Genomic DNA, 19,637 nt, shown 5'->3' with positions numbered 1-19,637 from the left:
TCCCGCCCAGTCGGCCGAACCGGCTCAGGAAGCCCGCGGAGGGCATCGCCCCGGCACCAGCGGCCCGCCACACGCACTCCGTCTGTTGGCCATGCGGATCCAGCACCTCACCGAGGAGATCACCGACCTCACCACCCGCATCACCACCGCCGTCGCTGCCCGCGCACCGAAGCTTCTGGACCGCTACGGCGTCGGCCCGGACACCGCCGCCGCACTGCTGATAGCAGCAGGCGACAACCCGGACCGGATGGGCAGCGAGACATCCTTCGCTGCACTCTGCGGCGCCAGCCCGGTGGAGGCATCATCCGGCAAGACCCAACGCCGCCGGCTCGACCGCGGCGGCGACCGGCAGGCCAACTCCTCGCTCTACACCATCGTCCTGGCCCGCCTGCGCTGGGATGCCCACACCCGCAGCAGCTAAGACCGCGTCCTGTGTGGATTGACCAAGCCGAGCGAACTGTTAACAAAGCTCGTGATCAATACGTCTAGCGGGTGCTCTGCAGCAGCCGGGATCCGAACCAGTCGTCCTTGTCGCGTACGCCGGGCAGAGCGAAGAAGTAGCCGCCGCCTCGCGGAGTGACGAACTGGGTCAGCGGTTCGTGCTCCAGCCGCCGCTGCACGGTGGCGAACTGCCGCTCCACGTCCTGCTGATAGCCGCAGAAGACCAGTCCCAGGTTCGACTGGCCGTGCCGGTCGAACCCCAGGTTGTAGTTGTAACTCCGGCGCAGAAAGCGGGACTTGTCGGTCCGAGGGGTGCGCGGGTTGGCGAGCCGGATGTGCGAGTCGAGGGGGATCGTCCGGCCGTCGGGGTCGTCGCGGTAGTCCGGTGCGTCGTTCTCCCGCTTGCCGCCCAGGGGCGCACCACTTGCCTTGTGCCGCCCGAAGACCTTCTCCTGCCGACCCACCGATACGTTGTCCCAGGACTCGACGTGGAACCGGATCAGCCGCAGCACCTGGTAGCTGCCGCCCTCGGCCCATTCCGGCTCATGGCTACGCGACGTCACCCAGATCAGCTGATCCATCTCTGCCTTCGAGTCGGTGTCGGGATTGACGATGCCGTCCTTGAAGCCGAGGAAGTTGCGTCGGGCCCCTGTGGGTCGCGACGGATTGAGGAACGCGTCCATCCGCCAGCGCGGCCGCATCATCCCCTGGGTTTGCCGGCTCACGTCGCGCAGCACATGCACCACCGCATCCGGATGCTCCGCGCAGATCTGCAGTGACAGGTCGCCGTGGCAACGCGCCGGGTCCAGTCGGTCGTGGGGGAAGGACGGCATACGCGTCAGATGCCGCGGCTTGTGTCCGGCCAGTCCGAACCGGTTGTCGAAGAGCGACGCCCCGACGCCGAGTGTGACGGTCAGCGAGTCTGGTGTGGGCGGCTCGGTGGCCACTCTCTCGTCGAGTGGCTTGACCCCGTGCGCCAGCACCCGGGAACGCTCGGTGAGCTTTTGCAACAGCCTTGTCAGGCCCGCGCGGTCGTCAACCAGGACGTCGAAGGCCGCGAATCCGGCGAACAGCTGCTGCGGTGTCACGATGCCGGCCTGATGGAGCCCGTGGAACGGTACCTCTTTCGGCGGCAGCTGCCGGCCGTCCTCCGATCGGCCCGGGGGTGGGCTCCCCGCGGCCCGGCTCACCGGGACGGCTGCTGACTCACTGCCCAGACCTCCGGTGGCCGCTGCCGCCCCCGCGATCCCTGCCGCGTACTTGAGGAATCCTCGACGCCCGTCGTCCCGCGTCAGGCCGCGCTCGTCACCGGTCCGCTCATGCCTCATAGCCGTCCCCACTGTGTCTTCCGCCGTCGCTGTCCGTCACATGGCTGCGCGCGATCCTCGCCGCCCGCCTCACGGCCCCGAGGATCAACACGGCCGGGTGCGCCGAAATCACGCCTGGGGCGGCCGCCCGGCTCCGAACGGCGCAGGCCGCAGCGCTGCGGGCCGGTGCTGCGGCGGGATTCGGCGCTGTGAGGGGGCGGGGCCCATGTCGGCTCGGCAGCGAGAGCGCGACGGGGGCGGTGAGTTCCGGGCGGTCTCCGCGCGGCGATGACCGCACGAGTGTTGTGACGGCGACGAAGCGTCAGGCCATCGCGATGCATGCACCCACGCTGCCAATCTTGGGCGCCCGCATCCGAGGTCACGCCGACGGGCGTCGTGACGTTGACCGCGTGCGGCGACAGACCTGACGTGACATCAAGAATCCAACGTCGTGCACTTGCCCGAATATGTAAAAAAATAAGCAAGTATGCGGCCTAGGTCCCCTTTGTGTGGGGCGGCTGGTACTACCCTGGCGGCCGTGACCCCTGGGCCTGGTTTCCGCCTCGCACGTGCCGCGGTTTTCGCGGTGGTGTGTGTGGTGGCGTCGGTTCTGGGGCACGCGTTGATGTCCGGCCAGACGGTGCCCATGTGGGGGGTGGCGTACGCGTTCGCCGCGACCACGGTGGGCGCGTGGTGGCTGACCGGGCGGGAGCGCGGCGCGCTCGTCGTCACCGGTTCCACCGTGGTCGCCCAGGCCGCGTTGCACACGGTGTTCAGCCTGACTCAGTCGCAGTCGCTGACGGCATCCGCAGTGTCCGCACCGATGGCCGCACACGACGGCATGGGCGGCATGGGCGGGATGACCGACATGGGTGGGATGGCCGGCTCTGTGGGCATGGCGGCCACCGGACACTCCTGGTCCCTCGGCATGGGGCTCGCGCACGGCCTGGCCGCGCTGATCTGCGGGTTGTGGCTGTGGCGCGGTGAGGCGGCGGCGTTCCGCCTGGGCCGGTCGCTGGCCGCCGCCGTCTTCGCGCCGCTGCGGCGTGCCCGGCGGTCATTCGCCTACGCCGGCCCGGCCTCCCCGGCACGTCCCGGGGCCGCATACGGTCCCGTTCGGCGGCTGCACGCGTGGCCGCTGCGATACGCCGTCCTCCGCAGAGGGCCGCCGGTGGGTCCGGTCTGCTGCTGACCGCTCGTCCCCACACACGGGTCGACGGGCGAATTGCCGACGTGCGCGGATGTCCGCGCGCCGGCTCGATGCCAGCTGATAGCTGGGGCAGCACCGGGACCACTGCCGGATCGAACCGTCATTGCGGTTTCGATGGTCAAGTCTGGGTTGTCGGCGGTAGCCGAAGGCCCGGAACCTTCATGCCGAGAACACTTGCCGGTTGCGCGCCATGGCGACTCCTTTGGGGACTCGCATGGCGAAACCGCCTGTGGAGATCTTGGAAAGGCGAATCGCTAGATGCCGAGATTGAGAAGAAGTATGCCGTCGCTCACCTTCGCTCTGCGCCAGCTCAACCGTCATGGACTTCTTGCTCTGCGCTTGTCCCTCGGGACTGTCTACGTATGGTTCGGAGCCCTCAAGACAGTTGACTGCACCCCCGTGGACCAGCTCGTTCGCGATGCCGTGCCGTTCACCACCCCGACCTGGTTCGTCTCGGCGGTGGGCATCCTGGAAATCGTCGTAGGTCTCTGGTTCCTGTCCGGACGTCTCCTCACCTGGTTGCTGCCCCTGTTCGCCGCCCACATGCTCGGCACCTTCAGCGTTCTGGTCTTCCTCCCGGGAGTCGCCTTCCAGCACGCCAACCCTTGGCAGCTGACCATGACTGGCGAATTCGTCGTCAAGAACCTCGTCCTGCTCAGCGCCGGGCTCTTCCTGTGCAGCCGCCCGGGCACATCGCAGGGACCCGAGCATGAGATGAGGGCAGCCGTGCGAGCTCTCAGGGCGTGAACTATGAGCTACTCCGCACAGCCAGCCTGGTCCCATCCTGCTTTCACCGGAACCTGCCGCCAACACTTCGGCGATTCTCTGCTCGAAGAACTCGCGTCACGCTGGGAAGCGGCACGCGAGTCCGCGCTCGCCAAGTGACGGGGCCCCGCAGGTGGACGAGTGGCGCGGCGCAAGCAAAAGCTGGTCTTCACCGACCGGCTCCTGGCGACCCTCGTGCACCTGCGGACCGACCGGGCCACCGCACGCCGTGCCGGCCGCGTTGTACGGCGTGGACCGCTCCACCGTCTCCGGCGCCGTGCGAGGAGCTCGCATCCTGCTCGCCGCACGGCGACTTCGCCGTCCCCGACCGCGCGGGCGTGCGCCTGCACAACCTGGAAGACCTGTTCGCCTACGCCCAGGCCGAGAGCGTCTCGGTATGCATCGACGGAACCGAAATCCAAGTCCGCCGCCGAGCCGGGCGCCCGGGCCGCAAGGTGTTCGTGTCAGGCTCAAAACCACCACCTTCAGCGACCACCAGGGCCGCACCCTCTTCTCCGCTGTCGTGCGTCCGGGCCACATGCACGACCAAACCGCGCAGTACGCACCGAGGGCATCGCCGAGTCCCGCGGGCTGGCCAACGAGTTTCCCGAGCAGATCTCTGCCCCGCCGACACCGCCTACCTGCCAGGCGGGTTCGGGGCGCTCCCCGGTGGGCAGCAAGAGCCCGGTCAGCCGGCCGTCGTGAACGGGCATATCCACCCGGCGTGCCATTCACGTGCCAGACACGACGGCCAACAAGGGGCAACAGAGGGTACGGAGAGCCCCCAAACCCATCTGCCCCACACGTCATTCTCCCAGCTCAGAGGCTTACGCGCCTACCGAAGGGCGCGTGATTCCCAAGCTCAGAGCGCGGGTTCGATTCCCGTCACCCGCTCCATAATTGAGGCCCAGGTCAGCGACCTGGGCCTTGTTCATCATCTAGATCATTCTCGGGCTACCCAGCCCTCCAGCAGCCCCATCTGCCGGCCGGGGCGTAATTTTCGCGCACCCCCTCACCGAGCCAGGCACCTCGGGAACCGGTCTTCTCAAAAACCGAGACACAATGTGCGCGACTGGGGCCACTTGCACCTGAGGCGTCGTGAGATTACGGATACAAAACGGGCTCCTGGCAAGGGAGTTAGTCTGGCCCCTGCCCGCGCTCCGGACCGCGAACGCGCTCCACCGAGAAGACGGCGCATCGCGGCCGGGGCGTCGACGTGCTCCCCGGACGTCCGTCGGCAGGGCCTGCGCCCGCCGACCACCTGCGAGAGGGCCTACGTCACCCCTTGTCCTTCTTCACTTTGTACAGTTCGAGATCTCTGTTCACGAAGAGGTGCACATAGCCGCAGTTCCAGCAGATCAGCCCGGTCGCCGACTCGTTCGCCCAGCCGAAGTTCATGAACTCCATGCCGGAGCTGTTGAGTTTCACCTCACGATCCCGAAACAGATCACCCTGACAGAAACGGCACTTGACCCACACGTTCCCGACAGCCGCACGTACAGGCTTGGCCACACCCTCACCTCTCCCAAGAACAACCGGAGTGGCGCAACCGTCTCGCACACACCGCGCGGCGGTCAGCATAGTCAGGGCATCGAACCGGACCGCGAGCCGGAGGCGCCACGGGACGTACTCGGGAATCCCACCATCGGCCACCTGATCAAGCTCGGTCAGCCAGAACACGTCCGCGAGGCGTTCCCGGTCCTGAGCCACACCACAGCCCGCCCGAAGCAAGTGCCGTCGCGCCCGCACGGCGGCCCGTGAGCGCCGGCAGGGCGCCGCGCGCCGGCCCTCACCGACATCACCTTGGGGCCTCTGTGCAATGCATGGAACCTGACATCGCAGGTAAGCCCGCCGTGAGCAAGGCGGAGAGCCAGCTCCGCAAGGGAGTGCTGGAGTACTGCGTGCTTGCGATCCTGCGCCAGGGCCCGCGCTACGGCGTGGAGCTGCTCGAAACCCTCGGCGCGGTGAACGTCATGGTCACGAGCCAAGGCACGATCTACCCGTTGCTGTCGCGGCTGCGCCGTGACGGGCTGGTGGAGACCCGCTGGCAGGAGTCCCCCAGCGGGCCGCCCCGGCGCTACTACGAGCTGACCCCGCCGGGGCATGCGGCGCTGAAGGAGTTCACCGCCATCTGGCCGCACTTCCGTGACGCGGTCGACCACTTCATCACCGGCTGAACCGGCTGACAGGAACCACCATGACGATCACCGACCACCCTCTGGTGGCCGCCCTCGTGCCGCTGCTGTTCCTGGTGTCGCAGTGGGTGGTCCCCGGGGGCACGCTCAACTTCGGTCTCGGAGCATTCCTCCCGGTCCTCGTGGCCGTCCCGCTGCTCCCGGCCGCCGCCGGCGGCTATCTGCTGTGGGCGGCGAGGCGCCCGGCCTGACGGGGACCCGCCTGCTGCCGACCGGTACGGCCGCGCTTCCCTTCCCCGCACTGGCCTTCGTGATGTTCGTGCCGACGACGATCGCCCTCAGCCGGCAGCCCCCAAGGGACTGGCCCCCACCACCTGTCACCACGCATCCAGCCCGACCGACAAACTCCGAGAATCCCCACCAGCAAGAGGAGACAACGATGCAGGCACCGCTCGCACACCAGATGGCCCTTGCCCCTACGGGCGACATCATGATCGCCTGCGCGGGAGCCGCAGCGGCCCTCGGCGTTCTCGCGTTGTACTTCGGCGGCCTGCTCAGCATCGTCAGGTCCGACCTCACCGGCGGGATGAAGCTGGTCTGGCTCGTCTTCGCCTTGATTGCCCCCTTCTTCGGGAGCCTGCTCTGGTTCCTCATCGGTCGCCGCGACGCCGAGCGCCGGGCAGGCATTGCCTGAAGCCCAAGGACGCATCCTCGACGGTGCCCGTCCCGCATCGTGAAGAGGTGGCGGTCGAGGCGGACGCGGCCGGGCACATCGAGTGGGAGGTGTCCGTCGGTGCTTGATGATCTGCCGGCTCACCGGCACACCGCCGGAAGCCCCCCCTCGCCCAAGCAATCCGCGTTCCGTCGACGGCAGAGCCCGTGGCGCGCAGCGAGACTCCCCCTGCGGGAACGCTTCCGCTCCGGGGCCAAGTGCACCACCGTGCCGGTGTCGTGCCAGACAGAGGGGTGAACAGCGGTCAGCAAGGGGCAGGGATTCAACCAGGCGTACCCGCCCCATCTTTAGCATTTTCCCTGGCCAGGAAGGCATCAGGCGCACGAGAGCCCCCTGATTCCCAAGCTCAGAGCGCGGGTTCGGCGCTGGGCCACCAAGACGGGGAAAGGCTCTGATGGCAAACGGCTGCCGGCGCTAGGGTGCAAGGCATGCCGAGATTTGCGGACTTCGACGCTTCGTCCCTCCGCCGCGCCAGTTCCGTGGAGGGCAGGTTCCCCTGGCGCGGCCAGACCGTAACCCTTATCCAGATCAATGCGAAGGGGATCGTCACGCAGGCGACCCGCATAACCGAGAAGCGTGCCCTGCTGGCACAGGCAGGGCCGAAGGATCTGGTCTTGGCCGCGTGGCCTGGGCAGTGGTCCCAAGACGTGTTCCTGGTTGACGACCTCAAGGCCGCACGCGAGGAAATAGGCTGAGCCGAGCCAGACTGTGCAGCAAATTTACTCGCGTAACGCCACGCTCCGACAGGCTGAGTCGCGACGAACGACAGTCATCCACCCCTCCTGGGAGAAATCTGGGAGATGATCTTCTCCCGGAGCCCCGGCGAGACCGCCCCAGGCCAAGCGAGACCAACGCCCTGACCTGCATAAACTCCGACACCGGCAGGTAGGGCGCCTGTCCGAACCTCATTCGGGACGAAGAGGTCGTGGGTTCAAATCCCGCCGCACCGAAAGCCTTGCCTGCGTGAGCGATGCGTGAGCGGACGGCGGAACACGAGGCGCCGAGAGCCGGACCTGGGATCAGGCCGGGTGGCACTGACCAGCAAGGACAGCACCACCCGGCAGACACCAGCACCACCGATCAGGCATGCGAACCCACTCCATACGCGGTGTTCCCCACCCGACGAACTGCACGTACGGAACGAGGTCGTTCGCGTACCGGCGACGCATCGCGTCGTAGTCGGATTCCACCAACGAAGCGGTGACCGATGTCGGATGCCACCGCACACAGGCCGGTGTCTGGCTCGGGCGGCCCGGCAGGCGGAGTGTTGCGCCTGCCCCAATCGACCCATCCAGGGGGAACTTCATGGACACCGATGTACTCGTCGTCGGCGCGGGCCCGACCGGCATGACACTGGCCAACGAACTGCGGGTGGCGGGGGTGGCGACCGTGCTGGTCGACAAGCTCCCGCGGCGCAGCGAGTTGTCCAGGGCCGGCGGCGTGCAGTCCCGCACGCAGGAGGCGTTCGATCAGCGCGGCCTGCTGGAACCGCTGTTGGCCACCGGAGACCACCCGGTCGGCTCCGCTCACTTCGCCGGGATCCCGCTGCCGCTCACCCGTGACCGGCACCGCCTGCCATGGCGGTCCATACCGCAGGTGGTGATCGAGGGATTCCTCGAACAGCATCTCGCCGCACACGACATCCACGTCCGGCGCGACCACGATCTGGTGGACCTCGCCCAGGACGACAACGGCGTCACCGCGACCTTCACCAACGGCGCACGCGTCCAGGGCCGTTACCTCGTGGCCGCCGATGGTGCCCACAGCACGGTGCGGTCGCTGCTGCGGGCCGATTTTCCCGGTCAAGCAGGCACGGTGACCGCGATCGCCGCCGACGTGCGGCTGAGGTGCGACGACCAGGCGATGACGCACAGCTGGAACGCGGACGGACACTGGGCGCACATGTTCCCACTGGGCACCGACCCGCAGGGCAGGCCGCTGCGTCGACTCGCCATGGGCGGGCCGGGCCGGTCACTGCCCAGGGACGTCCCGGTCACCGAGGACGAGATCCGCCACGGCCTGCGCAGCATCTTCGGATCCCGGGTGGAACTGCTCGAACTCCGCTACGCCCGCCGCATCACCAACGCCGCCAGGCAGGCCGCACAGTACCGGCACGGGAGGGTGTTCCTGACTGGCGACGCCGCGCACGTCCACCTTCCGCTCGGCGCACAGGGAATGAACACCGGGATCCAGGACGCACTCAACCTCGGGTGGAAACTCGGCGCCGCCGTGCACGGTTGGGCCCCGGCCGACCTGCTGGACACATATCACGGGGAGCGGCACCCGGTCGGGGCCGCCGTGCTGCGCAACGTCCAGACACAGAGCCTGCTGATGGACTGGGAGGGCACCCGCGACCCGAGCGTGGCCGCCACCAGGGAACTGTTTGCTGCCATGGCGCAACTGAGGGACGTCCAGTACCAACTCGACGACATGCTGTCCGGGATGGGCATCCGCTACCCCATGCCTGGCACCGAGGACCAACCGCTCGTCGGCCTTCCCTCGCCGGATCTGCACCTCGGGCCGGTCCGGTTGCACGAACTGTTGCGATCCGGGCGCGGCATCCTTCTCGACCCGGCCGACAGGTTCGCCAAGGTCGCCGACCTCTGGTCAGACCGGGTGGACCGCACGGGTCAGGGCACCGACAGCCGGCCGATGCTCATACGGCCGGACGGCTATGTGTGCTGGGCCGGCGGTCCGGACGGCCCGGAACGGGCGCTCGGACACTGGTTCGGCGAGCCCCGCTGAGCGGGCCTCCCCGGTGGAACTTCCGTCCGGACATACGAGAGCGACCCGTCTTCGGCGCGCCGCAACGGGATCGACACCGCGCCGGACGTGATCGACGGACAGGCATTGACCGCAGGTGGCAACACCAGCAGTCAATGCCTGCGGGGGGGCAACACCAGCAGTCAATGACTGCGGCGGGGGGCAACACCAGCACGCGCTGGACGTCCGGCGATCCACTCGCATCAACCGCTCGGCCGACCAGCCGACCAGCCGACCGACCGCTCAGATCAGCGGAGTGACCTGCTCCTCGATGCCGAGCAGGGACCGGCCGTAGATCTCGTTCGCGATGGCGGGATTGATCATCGCGTGCCGGCTGCCGGTCCCCAGATCCCGCCAGATGCGCTGCAAGGGGCTGCCGTCGGCGAAGCCCCTGGCTCCCTGCACGTTCAGCAGGATCTCCAGCGCCTCCCGTGAGCGGCGGGCGACGGTGGCGATGTCCATCCGGACCCGGGTCCGGTCGGGCACGGGCATGCACCGGCCGCTCGCCGCCCAGCTGTCGACGTCGTCCGCGGCACGCATCAGGTGCAGGGCGGCGGTGTCGACCAGTTGCGCGGCCTCGGCGAGCTGTGTCTGGGCCGCGGGTGCCTCACGGGCTTCGTCGTAGAAGGTGTGCGAAATGCCGCGGCCCTTGGCGAGCGAGGCCAACACCAGTTCCAGTCCGCCGCGGGCCAGACCCAGCAGCGGGCCGGCGAGGGAGAGGGAGAGTGCGGGGATGAACGCCGCGCGGTACAGGGCCTCGTCCGTGAACTCGGTGGGATACTCGCCCTGCTTCGCCTTGGTCACCGACAGGATGCGGTGCGCCGGGACGAAGACGCCGTCGGCGACCAGAGTGTTGCTTCCGGTTCCGCACATACCGGCCACGTGCCAGGTGTCCTCGATGGTCAGCTGTTCCATCGGGACCAGCGCCAGCCCTTGGTCCACCTGTTCCCCGGACGCGCCGCTGACCTGCATACCGAGCAGCGCCCACCCGGCGTGCTGGCACCCGGAGGCGAAGCCCCACCGTCCGGAGATGACCTGTCCCCCGTCAGCCGCCTGGCTCGTGCCTTGGGGAGGAAGGGCGGAACAGACACGGGCACGAGGGTTGGCCTCGTACACCTCACGCTGGGCGCGTTCGGGATAGAGGCCGACGGCCCAGCCGGAGATGTTGATCAAACTGGTGACCCAGGCGGTGGATCCGCAACCGCGGCCGAGCTCCGAGGCCACCTCAAGAAGGGTGCGGATGCTCGCCTGGCGGCCACCGAACCTCTCGGGTGCCGTGATGCCGAACAGCCCGGCCTCGTCGAGCGCCGCGATGTTCTCCTCCGCGACCTGCCGGTCCTGCTCGGTGCGGGCGGCATTGCGCCGGAGCAACTCGACCAGCTCGGCGGCCCGTTCGGGGAGATCGACACGCTCTTCGCCCGTTGCCGGACCCGTGCGGGCCGTCAGCCCGACGGCCCGGTTGATCGCGCTTGTCGCCATGGCTCCTCCTCCACGCTCGGGTACCCACCTCGCACAGGGAGCACCCTGACTCGCCTCATGAAAGCATCACCGACCGCCTGGCAGCGGCAGAAGCATGTCGTCCGCGCCCCTCCTTCACCCGCCACGCGGCGGGTTCCGGCCAGTCTGACAACGAGCCGGGGTAGATCTGCAAGGCCCGGTTGAAGAAGCAAGCGACCCCGGTCAACTGGCACTGGACCCAGACTGCGGTTCTCCATCGCCTGTGACCTCCCACGTGCGACCCGGCGGCCGGACCGGCAGCGGTTACCCGTCCACAATCCGATGGCCATCGCGAGCAGCGACATCGGCAACGGCCCCTATGCCATCCCCATGACGAGGACGCCTGGAGTTCGAGGACACCGGCGGACCCTCTTGCGAGGGGAGCCGGTCTGCCGCTGGATGAGCCACAAGTGTGCCCGGAGGAGGAGCGAGAGCCGGCCCGCATTCCAGGCGAGCCGCGACGCGGTTCACCTCAAGGCCATGCCGGACACCCATGACATCCGAAATGCCTGGAATGCGAGAGGCGCATCGGATGCTCCAGATCTCCGAGATATCCGAGGCGAAGGTCGCCACGACAGCGCCCACGCAAAGAGGCTCCGATCACACTGACCGCCCGATCGCCCGACCGTCTGGCCGACCACCCGCCCGGCTGACCGCCCGCCCTGCCGACCCAGGGAGCCGCCCGGGTGAGCCGTGTCTCACCCGGGCGGTGGCGCTTGCCTATGCAACGAGTTGCATAGCAAGATCGGGGCATGGCGCTCGAACACGCGATCCTTGTCTCCCTGCTGGAGAAGCCGGGCTCCGGCTATGAGCTGTCCCGGCGCTTCGAGCGGTCCATCGGCTACTTCTGGACCGCCACCCACCAGCAGATCTACCGCGTGCTCAAGCGGATGGAACACGACGGCTGGATCGACGTCCGCGACGTGCCGCAGCAGGGCCGGCCGGACAAGAAGGAGTACTCCGTCGCCGCACCGGGCCGCGCCGCCCTCTCCGAGTGGCTCCACGAACCGGTGGAACCCGAGAGCGTCCGGCACGACCTCGCCGTCAAGATCCGCGGCGCGGCCTTCGACGACCCGACCGCCCTGATCCGCGAGGTGGAGCGGCACCGCCAGGCACACGCCGACCGGCTCGCCCACTACCTCGCGGGGGAACAGCGCGACTTCACCGACCCCGGGGCCGACGCCCCGCTCGACGCCGGGCAGGAGCTCCAGCACGTCGTGCTGCGCGGCGGCATCGCCTACGAGCGGATGACGATCGCCTGGCTCGATGACGTCCTCGCCACCCTGCGCCGGCTCCACCCCGCGCCCTGACCAGCGCGCGGAGCCACGGCCCCGCACCTCTCCCGAAACCACCGAGCCCGGAAAGGCGACCCTCATGGCCGATTCCCTGCTGTTCAACCCCCGCACCTACGACCCCGCGCACTTCGACGCCGAGACCCGCCGGCTGCTGCGCGCCACCGTCGACTGGTTCGAGGAGCGCGGCAAGCGCAAGCTCATCGAGGACTACCGCTCCCGTGCCTGGCTGGCGGAGTTCCTCGCGTTCGCCGCGAAGGAAGGGCTCTTCGCGACCTTCCTCACCCCCGCCTCCGCCGCCGACGGGCAGCCGGACAAGCGCTGGGACACCGCCCGGATCGCCGCCCTCAACGAGATCTTCGGCTTCTACGGGCTCGACTACTGGTACGCCTGGCAGGTCACCATCCTCGGACTGGGCCCGGTCTGGCAGAGCGACAACGCCACCGCCCGCGCCCGCGCCGCCGGACTCCTCGACCAGGGCGAGGTGTTCGCCTTCGGCCTCTCCGAGAAGGCCCACGGCGCCGACATCTACTCCACCGACATGCTGCTGGAGCCCGACGGCGACGGCGGCTTCCGGGCCAGCGGCTCCAAGTACTACATCGGCAACGGCAACGCGGCCGGGCTCGTGTCCGTCTTCGGCCGCCGCACCGACGTCGAGGGCCCGGACGGGTACGTCTTCTTCGCCGCCGACAGCCGCCACCCGGCGTACCACCTCGTGAAGAACGTCGTCGACTCCTCGAAGTACGTCAGCGAGTTCCGACTCGACAACTACCCGGTCGGCCCGGATGACGTCCTGCACACCGGCCGCGCCGCCTTCGACGCCGCCCTCAACACCGTCAACGTCGGCAAGTTCAACCTCTGCACCGGCGCCATCGGCATCTGCGAACACGCCATGTACGAGGCGGTCACCCACGCGCAGAACCGCATACTCTACGGCCGCCCGGTCACCGCCTTCCCGCACGTGCGCCGCGAGCTGACCGACGCCTACGTCCGCCTCGTCGGCATGAAGCTGTTCAGCGACCGCGCGGTCGACTACTTCCGGTCCGCCGGGCCCGAGGACCGCCGCTACCTGCTCTTCAACCCCATGACGAAGATGAAGGTGACCACCGAGGGCGAGAAGGTCATCGACCTGATGTGGGACGTGATCGCCGCCAAGGGCTTCGAGAAGGACACCTACTTCGCCCAGGCAGCGACCGAGATCCGGGGCCTGCCGAAGCTGGAGGGCACGGTCCACGTCAACCTCGCCCTGATCCTGAAGTTCATGGGCAACCATCTGCTGAACCCCGCCGAGTACGAGCCGGTGCCGACTCGCCTCGACGCGGCCGACGACGACTTCCTCTTCCGGCAGGGCCCCGCCCGCGGCCTGGGCGCCATCCGCTTCCACGACTGGCGGACCGCCTACGACCGCTACGCCGAGCTGCCCAACGTCGCCCGCTTCCGTGAACAGGCCGACGCGCTCTGCGAGTTCGTCACCACCGCCGCGCCCGACGAGGAGCAGAGCCGCGACCTCGACCTCCTCCTCGCCGTCGGCCAGCTCTTCGCGCTGGTCGTGCACGGCCAGCTGATCCTGGAGCAGGCGCACCTGACCGGCCTGGAAGCCGACGTCCTGGACGAACTGTTCGCCGTCCTCGTCCGCGACTTCTCCGCGCACGCCGTCGAACTGCACGGCAAGGACTCCGCCACCGAGGCCCAGCAGCACTGGGCACTGGGCGCGGTCCGCCGCCCGGTCACCGACGAGGCCCGCTCCGCCCGTGTCTGGCAGCGCGTCGAGGCACTGGCCGGGGCCTACGAGATGGCGCCGTAACGTCCTTGCGAGCTGCTCGGCGGCCCGGGACCGCACACCGGTCCCGGGCCGCCGAGGCCGCTTGTTCCGGACGCATCGCTCATCGGATGTCCGGAAGGCGCAGGGCTGTCTGCAGGGAGGCCGCCGCCATCCACCTCGTCCCGCCCACGTGCGGCATCACTCATGCCGCGGACGTCCATGGCGGGACGTCCGCCGACCGGATCACCACCGCACGTCGCTACCTGGCCGCTCCGCTCGGCGGCCCGCGAGCCGCACCACCGCACCTCCCCGCCTCCCCACCCGTGAGTTGTACTGCTCGTCCGCCTGGTTCTGATCGTCCGACGGGTCGGGCCCGTCGTCGGACTGGTTACCGGTGTCTTACAGGGGGTCTGTACCGGTATCCCCGGCAGGGCGGGGGCGTGTTTGCTGGGGGATGACGGGTTGGCCGATCGCAGCCACTCGTCCGTTCCCTTCAGGAGGTCTTGATGTCTGGTGTGTCCCGCCGTGCTGTCGTGCCCGTTCTTCTGGTGCTGGTGGTCGCCGCCGGCATCGGGCTGTATCTCTTCCAACCCTGGAAGGCGTTCACCGACACCAGCGTGAACGAGGCCCTGCCGACCGCTTCCCAGCCCGCGGCCGGACCGGCGATGAAGGACGCGGGGCCCCGGGACCTCGCACAGGGCGGCTTCGTCAGCCATGAGCACCGCACCAGCGGCACGGCCCGCACCGTCCGGCTCGCGGGCGGTGGGCAGGTGTTGCGGTTGGAGGACCTCATGACGAGCGAAGGACCGGATGTACGGGTCTACCTCTCCCGCGAGGACGCCGGCGCGGTGAAGGCCGGGCTCGGGGACGGCGCGGTCCGACTCGGCAAGCTCAAAGGCAACTTGGGAAACCAGAACTACGCCGTCCCCGCCGGGACGGACCTGTCGAAGTTCCGCAGCGCGGTGATCTGGTGCGAGCGGTTCTCCGTCTCCTTCGGCGCCGCCGACCTCGCCCCGGTCGGGGGCTGACCTGCTCGGCCCCGCCCTGGTTGCGGTCCCGCCCGCCCGGTCCGCGCATCGGGCACGCCCCGATCGTCGCCGAGGTCGTCACCAGTCGCGATGCGCGGGGCGGCCGGGGAGCAGCGTGCCCAATACGGACTGCAGTCGAGGCGCCGTCATCTGAAGCCGTCGGCCGCCCACTTCGATGTCCAGCGGACCCAGTAACCGGCACTCCAGAAGGCTGGTCGTCGACGCGGCCACGGCAATTCCCCCTTATGAGCACTTCTTACCCGCGCGGTCCCACGTCCCACACACCTGCCGAACTGGCGTCCACCGCACCCGGAGCAGGGGAACCCGACCCTCCCTTGGCGGCAGTGACGTCAGGCACGGGTGTCATGGCAGCGAAGTGAGCCGTGACGCAGGACGTCATGCGCCGGCAGACGCCCCCGACTCGTGAACGGCAAGATCATTACGGGTATTAAGGCAGCCCACAGGAGGTGCTTCAAGAGTTCGTCCCAGAATGTGAGATGGACATCACTGGCAGAACAGCGGGATCGAGGGGCCTCAGACGGTGCGAATACCGCACATATTACCGAAGGTGACGCAGGCTTCGGTCCGGAGTAACTAGCAAATTTGGTAGGTCGCTTGACGGGCAATCAGTCAGTGCCGGCCGCCACCGAACGCCGACCAGAACACCGGTCCTCGAAACAGGCAGCCGCTCATCGGCAAACGCGTCTCGCGTCCCGCCTCGTCTCGCCTTCGCCTCTTCGCGTCCCTGCTCGCCTCGTCCGAGATCTCATCCGTTTTCTCATCCGTTCTCTCGTCCGACCTCGCCTCGCCGGATGAGGAGAGCGCCAGACCGGCCGCGGCGCTGATCAGCGCCGACGAATGGGAAGACACCCTGGCGAAGAATGCGGGCAGCACACGGGCTCCTCCGCAAGGGGCCCGGCGCTCCTTCACCCTGCGGCAGTCCGCCGCCTCCGGGCTCCGCAGCCATCGGCGGCACACGGCCGGAATCAGGGGGTCACCCTCGTATGACGACACACCCGAGCAGCTTGGCCGCGTTCCTGCGTTCACGCCGGGAGCGGCTCAAGCCCGAGCAGGTGGGCCTGGCCTCCCATGGCCGACGGCGCACTCCGGGGCTGCGCCGCGCGGAACTCGCCACGCTCGCCGGGTTGAGCGTCGAGTATCTGGAACGCCTTGAGCAGGGCCGGGACACCAACCCTTCCGGCGCCGTGCTCACCGCGCTCGCCGACGCGCTGCGCCTGTCCCGTGACGAGAAGCAGCACCTCGCGCTGCTGGCCACCACGGCCTGCCGGCCGAGTTCCAGGAGCAGGTGACCAAGAACCTCAAGCCTGGCGACCGCATCGACACCGAGGTCATCTTCGTCGACACGAAAGTGCCGACGATTCCCACACCGGAGGCCGACGCCACGAAGCAGACGAGCTCGGCCGTCACTGTCTGACGCGGGCAGCGGAGAAGTCCGCAAGGTTCCGAAGGAACGTCAGGCCCGGGCGGCCGGAGAGCCGCGTCGTGCCGGTGAGGGTGAACCCCGCGCGGGACAGTACGGCCCGGGACGCCGCGTTGTCGACGGTGGTGGCGGCTCGCAGGGTGGTCAACCCGTATCCGTTGACGGCAAGGCCGCACACCTCCCGCACGGCCGAGGTGGCCAGACCCCGACCCGCGGTGCTCAAGGACACCGGGCGGCTTCGCGTCAACACCACATGGCATGACACGCATGGCATGACACGCATGGCATGGCATGTGCCGAGATGGCGGCCGTAGTTCAGGCGAACGGAGGCATCTCATCGCCGCGATTGCTGGGCAGCATCCGGAAGTTCCGGTGCGCCGTCGCCGGAACCGGCACGGCGGTCGCCCGCGAATGTGGCGACCGCCACCGCGAGACCGCCCGAGGAGCACCACATGCGCCACACCGAAGCCCTCACCGTCACACGCCTGGACGGCCCGGCCGCCGAGCGGGCCGAGGCCGACTTCACCCTCGTGTACGCCGACGCGTTCGCCGAACCGCCCTATCGCGAGACCGAACACGACGTCGCAGCCACCTTCCAGCGCTTCCGCTCCCACACAAGGAAACGCACCTTCCGGGCCGCCCTTGCCCGCACGCCGGACGGCACGCCCATCGGCATGGCGTACGGCTCCCTCCTGGGAGCGCAGACCGGCTGGTGGGACTCGCCCGACCCACTCGCGTCGGACGACATCCGCCGCGAGGCCGGCCATCGCACCTTCGGGCTGATGGAGCTGGCCGTGCGCCTGCCGTGGCGCGGGCTCGGCCTCGCATGCCGCCTGCACGAAACGCTCCTTGACGGGGTCGAGGCCGGGCGCGTGCGGCTCCACGTCCATCCGGCGAGCGAGGCGGCACAGGCGGCCTACCGATCGTGGGGCTACCGCAAGGTCGGTGAGGCTCACCCGTGGACCGGTGCCGATCTCCATGACGTCATGGTTCTCAACTTGCCCCAGCCGCCGGCCTAGGCCGGTTCCCCACTGCACGGCACAGCACGGCACAGCACGGCATGGCATGGCATGGCATGGCAGCGGACGGCGGCGCGTCGCAGCAAGAGCCTCACAGCGAGCCTGCTGCGCCCTCGTCGGCTGGTTCCTCGTCGCCAGGTTCGAGGGTGTACGTGTGGGGTGCGGCCAGGCCGTGCGCGTCGGCGGCGTGGATGCGGTCGCCGTCGCGGCGGGTCGGGTGGAGCAGCAGTTGCAGGGGCGCCGGCCGCAGCCCGACGGTGATCCGCAGGTCGAGGGCGAGCTCTTCGTCCGTTCTGTCGTATCGCCAGCTGCCGGTGATGCGTCCGGTGTGGTCCCGGGCGGTGCCGAGGCCGGTCGTGCGCCCGTCGGGGGCGAGCACGAGGTCGAGTTCGAACGATGTGTCACCGTCGGTGATCCGCCACCGTCCGGGCGTGATCACGATCCCGGCGGGCGTCCGGGGAGCGGGCACGGGGGCCGTCCCGTAGACCGCGCGGAGCAGGTCCTCGAACTGTGCCTCGTCGTGCGGCGCGTACTGGATGGTGCGTTTGCCGAAGGACGCGGCGGTCTCCAGGTGGGCCACCACCAGCGGGTCCCCGGCCGCGGCCCAGCTCCACACCGCGACGACCGCGTCGCACGCACCGAGGTCCTGCAGCACCGGCTCCTGCAGGATGCCGTCGGTCAGTACACGCTCGGCATCCACACCGATGCGCACCCCGCGCCGGCGCAGCCTGGAGTCGAGCACCGTCAGCGTGGTGAGGTCCCCTTCGGCGGCGGTGAGGAAGACGGCCGGTGCGGCGGACCCGGATTCCCCGCTCCTGTGTGTCATGTCCTGCACGTCACTCCTCGTGCTTTCGCTGCTCTCCCCGGGCGCTCCCCTTGGAGCCGCCCCGGAGCTTGCCGTGCTGGGGCTTGCCGTGACGGGCCGTGCTGTCCTGCCCCTGTGAGGGAGTATCCCCGCGACGCCCACCACGGCACTGCTCCGTAGGGCTTCTGTCGGTGCGTCACGCCTGGGCGCCGAGGTCCTGGCTCTCACGGCTGATGATCCACGGTGCCTTCGGGTCGTACGACGCGAGCCAGTACTCGGCCGTGCAGGTGAACGCGGTCGGGAAGAGGTCCGGGCCGTTCTTCTTCAGCCAGGCGACCGCCTCCTCCTCGTTCTCGATGCGCTCCGTCAGGTCGTCGATCGCGGACTGGTCCTGCGGCACCTGCTGCTGCAGGGTGGCGAGCTCGGCCTTGGCGTCCGCGATCGTCCTGTCCGTCCGGGCGAGGTTGCGGTGGATGTACGGCGGCAGGTAGCCGGCCTGGTACGTCGGCACCACGGTGTAGTCGGTCAGCCTGGGGCGGTCGGCGGGGAGCTGGGTCGTGTCGACGTAGTGCGTGACCTTCTGGCCCTTGTCCACCAGGAACGGCAGCTTCTTGCCGGAGGTGTAGGCGCGGGCGCCCACCTGGGCGGCGGAGGCGCGGGCGGCGGCGCCGGTGTGCAGCCGGACGTCCGCGAAGTCCGCGCCGAGCCGGTCCTCCATCTCGCTGCGCAGCGCCGGGGGCAGCGGCTGCCCCGGACCGCGCAGCGCCTCCGCCACGGCCGAGCGCTGTACGGCGGCGGTGGCCTCCTCAGCGGAGGCGGCGGCGCGTTGGACCTGCGGGGCCGCCGGGCGCCCGGCGTCGCTCAGTATCCGGGTCACGGCACGGTTGCCCACGGTGCGCTGCAGGGCCATCAGCGCGCGTGGAGTGCAGAGGGCGGGGACTGCAGCGCCCCGGCCCGTGGACACCTGCGCGGCGGGCATCCCGCGTGGCCGTGCCGTGCCAGACGCCGGCGCTCGCCGTTGCTGGCGCGGGGCGTCACCTGGGCGGTGGATGCGCATGTGCGGCCTTCCAGGCTCGGACGGGTGCGGGGTGAGCCGACGCCTCTTCCTCGATTGAGCCGTCCGCTCTTCCTTGCTTCCTTCCTTCGTGCTTCCTTCTCGCTTCCTTCGTTCTTCCTGCTTGCGTGCTTGCGTGCTCGCTTGCTTGCTCGCTTCCTTGATACGGCATGGTGGACGTCGACAGGCAGAGGCACCGGGGGCAGCATCGCTGCCCGATCGGGCAGCACGGGCGGTGCGGGGTGTCGTTCCGGTACCGCGACTGGTAGCGCAGTCGCCGGCTTGTTCGCGGTCCTGATCGCGGGCCTGTTCGCGGGCTTGCTCACGGACTTGCTCCCGAGCTTGTTCACCGGCATCACAGGCACGGCTCGACCCTCGGCCGCAA

The 19,637-nt window shown here is 69.1% G+C and carries 20 protein-coding genes and 1 pseudogene; 14 read left to right on the top strand and 7 right to left on the bottom strand.

The features are described 5' to 3' along the window. The first annotated feature begins 91 nt into the window (after positions 1-91). Positions 92-421: a transposase gene (locus SNOUR_RS37070; protein WP_312635028.1), complete on the top strand. Its 330-nt coding sequence runs from the start codon at positions 92-94 to the stop codon at positions 419-421. A 64-nt stretch (positions 422-485) separates the two neighbouring features. Here the strand turns inward: SNOUR_RS37070 and SNOUR_RS37065 are convergent, their stop codons facing one another. Continuing rightward, positions 486-1,769 carry a Dyp-type peroxidase gene (locus tag SNOUR_RS37065; RefSeq protein WP_067355937.1) on the bottom strand — a complete coding sequence of 428 codons (1,284 nt, stop codon included), beginning with the start codon at positions 1,767-1,769 and terminating at the stop codon, positions 486-488. A 517-nt stretch (positions 1,770-2,286) separates the two neighbouring features. Between SNOUR_RS37065 and SNOUR_RS37060 the strand changes: the two genes are divergently transcribed. Both SNOUR_RS37060 and SNOUR_RS37055 read left to right on the top strand, forming a co-directional pair. Continuing rightward, complete coding sequence (locus SNOUR_RS37060) at positions 2,287-2,940, top strand: hypothetical protein (protein ID WP_079143123.1); 654 nt, start codon at positions 2,287-2,289, stop codon at positions 2,938-2,940. A gap of 417 nt (positions 2,941-3,357) precedes the next feature. After that, positions 3,358-3,705, top strand: coding sequence for a hypothetical protein (locus SNOUR_RS37055; RefSeq protein WP_312635023.1), 348 nt, complete (start codon positions 3,358-3,360; stop codon positions 3,703-3,705). Positions 3,706-5,001: 1,296 nt separating this feature from the next. On the opposite strand, the gene SNOUR_RS48730 is transcribed toward SNOUR_RS37055, so the two are convergent. After that, the gene (locus SNOUR_RS48730) at positions 5,002-5,433 is read right to left on the bottom strand and encodes a hypothetical protein (RefSeq protein ID WP_312635021.1); all 432 of its coding nucleotides are present in this window, start codon (positions 5,431-5,433) and stop codon (positions 5,002-5,004) included. Between the two features lie 113 nt (positions 5,434-5,546). On the opposite strand from SNOUR_RS48730, the gene SNOUR_RS37045 reads away from it, so the two are divergent. The 5 genes from SNOUR_RS37045 to SNOUR_RS37025 all read left to right on the top strand — a co-directional run bounded on the left by SNOUR_RS37045 (position 5,547) and on the right by SNOUR_RS37025 (position 9,336). After that, positions 5,547-5,900, top strand: a complete 354-nt coding sequence (locus tag SNOUR_RS37045; RefSeq protein WP_067355933.1) for a PadR family transcriptional regulator — start codon at positions 5,547-5,549, stop codon at positions 5,898-5,900. Between the two features lie 20 nt (positions 5,901-5,920). Beyond that, positions 5,921-6,109, top strand: a complete 189-nt coding sequence (locus SNOUR_RS37040) for a hypothetical protein (RefSeq protein WP_067355930.1) — start codon at positions 5,921-5,923, stop codon at positions 6,107-6,109. A 188-nt stretch (positions 6,110-6,297) separates the two neighbouring features. Continuing rightward, complete coding sequence (locus tag SNOUR_RS37035) at positions 6,298-6,552, top strand: PLD nuclease N-terminal domain-containing protein (protein WP_067355929.1); 255 nt, start codon at positions 6,298-6,300, stop codon at positions 6,550-6,552. A gap of 467 nt (positions 6,553-7,019) precedes the next feature. Continuing rightward, complete coding sequence (locus tag SNOUR_RS37030; RefSeq protein ID WP_067359103.1) at positions 7,020-7,286, top strand: hypothetical protein; 267 nt, start codon at positions 7,020-7,022, stop codon at positions 7,284-7,286. A 610-nt stretch (positions 7,287-7,896) separates the two neighbouring features. Then, positions 7,897-9,336 (top strand): FAD-dependent monooxygenase, encoded by a 1,440-nt coding sequence (locus tag SNOUR_RS37025; protein ID WP_067355926.1) that lies wholly within the window; start codon positions 7,897-7,899, stop codon positions 9,334-9,336. Positions 9,337-9,597: 261 nt separating this feature from the next. On the opposite strand, the gene SNOUR_RS37020 is transcribed toward SNOUR_RS37025, so the two are convergent. Continuing rightward, on the bottom strand, positions 9,598-10,833 hold the full coding sequence (locus SNOUR_RS37020) for an acyl-CoA dehydrogenase family protein (protein WP_079143122.1): 1,236 nt from the start codon (positions 10,831-10,833) through the stop codon (positions 9,598-9,600). Between the two features lie 770 nt (positions 10,834-11,603). On the opposite strand from SNOUR_RS37020, the gene SNOUR_RS37015 reads away from it, so the two are divergent. From SNOUR_RS37015 to SNOUR_RS37005, 3 genes are all read left to right on the top strand, one after another. Next, a complete protein-coding gene (locus SNOUR_RS37015) occupies positions 11,604-12,161 on the top strand; it encodes a PadR family transcriptional regulator (protein ID WP_067355923.1) in 558 nt (185 codons plus the stop codon). 64 nt (positions 12,162-12,225) lie between these two features. Then, a complete protein-coding gene (locus SNOUR_RS37010) occupies positions 12,226-13,947 on the top strand; it encodes an acyl-CoA dehydrogenase family protein (protein WP_067355920.1) in 1,722 nt (573 codons plus the stop codon). A 464-nt stretch (positions 13,948-14,411) separates the two neighbouring features. After that, a complete protein-coding gene (locus tag SNOUR_RS37005) occupies positions 14,412-14,933 on the top strand; it encodes a DM13 domain-containing protein (protein ID WP_067355917.1) in 522 nt (173 codons plus the stop codon). A 630-nt stretch (positions 14,934-15,563) separates the two neighbouring features. Here the strand turns inward: SNOUR_RS37005 and SNOUR_RS37000 are convergent. Further along, the gene (locus SNOUR_RS37000; RefSeq protein WP_067355915.1) at positions 15,564-15,827 is read right to left on the bottom strand and encodes a hypothetical protein; all 264 of its coding nucleotides are present in this window, start codon (positions 15,825-15,827) and stop codon (positions 15,564-15,566) included. A 110-nt stretch (positions 15,828-15,937) separates the two neighbouring features. On the opposite strand from SNOUR_RS37000, the pseudogene SNOUR_RS36995 reads away from it, so the two are divergent. Beyond that, a pseudogene (locus SNOUR_RS36995) lies at positions 15,938-16,207 on the top strand (helix-turn-helix domain-containing protein); the annotation flags it as partial. 32 nt (positions 16,208-16,239) lie between these two features. Beyond that, complete coding sequence (locus SNOUR_RS48725) at positions 16,240-16,368, top strand: hypothetical protein (RefSeq protein WP_312635001.1); 129 nt, start codon at positions 16,240-16,242, stop codon at positions 16,366-16,368. On the opposite strand, the gene SNOUR_RS36990 is transcribed toward SNOUR_RS48725, so the two are convergent. Continuing rightward, on the bottom strand, positions 16,358-16,603 hold the full coding sequence (locus tag SNOUR_RS36990) for a GNAT family N-acetyltransferase (RefSeq protein WP_067355909.1): 246 nt from the start codon (positions 16,601-16,603) through the stop codon (positions 16,358-16,360). The two genes, SNOUR_RS48725 and SNOUR_RS36990, sit on opposite strands and share 11 nt — an antisense overlap. 223 nt (positions 16,604-16,826) lie before the next feature. Between SNOUR_RS36990 and SNOUR_RS36985 the strand changes: the two genes are divergently transcribed. Then, positions 16,827-17,393 (top strand): GNAT family N-acetyltransferase, encoded by a 567-nt coding sequence (locus SNOUR_RS36985; RefSeq protein ID WP_067355906.1) that lies wholly within the window; start codon positions 16,827-16,829, stop codon positions 17,391-17,393. A 91-nt stretch (positions 17,394-17,484) separates the two neighbouring features. Here the strand turns inward: SNOUR_RS36985 and SNOUR_RS36980 are convergent, their stop codons facing one another. Then, complete coding sequence (locus tag SNOUR_RS36980; RefSeq protein WP_159425997.1) at positions 17,485-18,219, bottom strand: hypothetical protein; 735 nt, start codon at positions 18,217-18,219, stop codon at positions 17,485-17,487. Positions 18,220-18,394: 175 nt separating this feature from the next. Beyond that, positions 18,395-19,108, bottom strand: coding sequence for an eCIS core domain-containing protein (locus SNOUR_RS36975; protein WP_067355901.1), 714 nt, complete (start codon positions 19,106-19,108; stop codon positions 18,395-18,397). Between the last annotated feature and the right edge of the window lie 529 nt (positions 19,109-19,637).

It is taken from the genome of Streptomyces noursei ATCC 11455 (assembly GCF_001704275.1).
In the GTDB taxonomy this organism is placed as follows: Bacteria; Actinomycetota; Actinomycetes; order Streptomycetales; family Streptomycetaceae; genus Streptomyces; species Streptomyces noursei.
The sequence above is the reverse complement of the archived record's forward strand: the minus strand, read 5'-3'. Positions and strand labels throughout refer to the sequence as shown.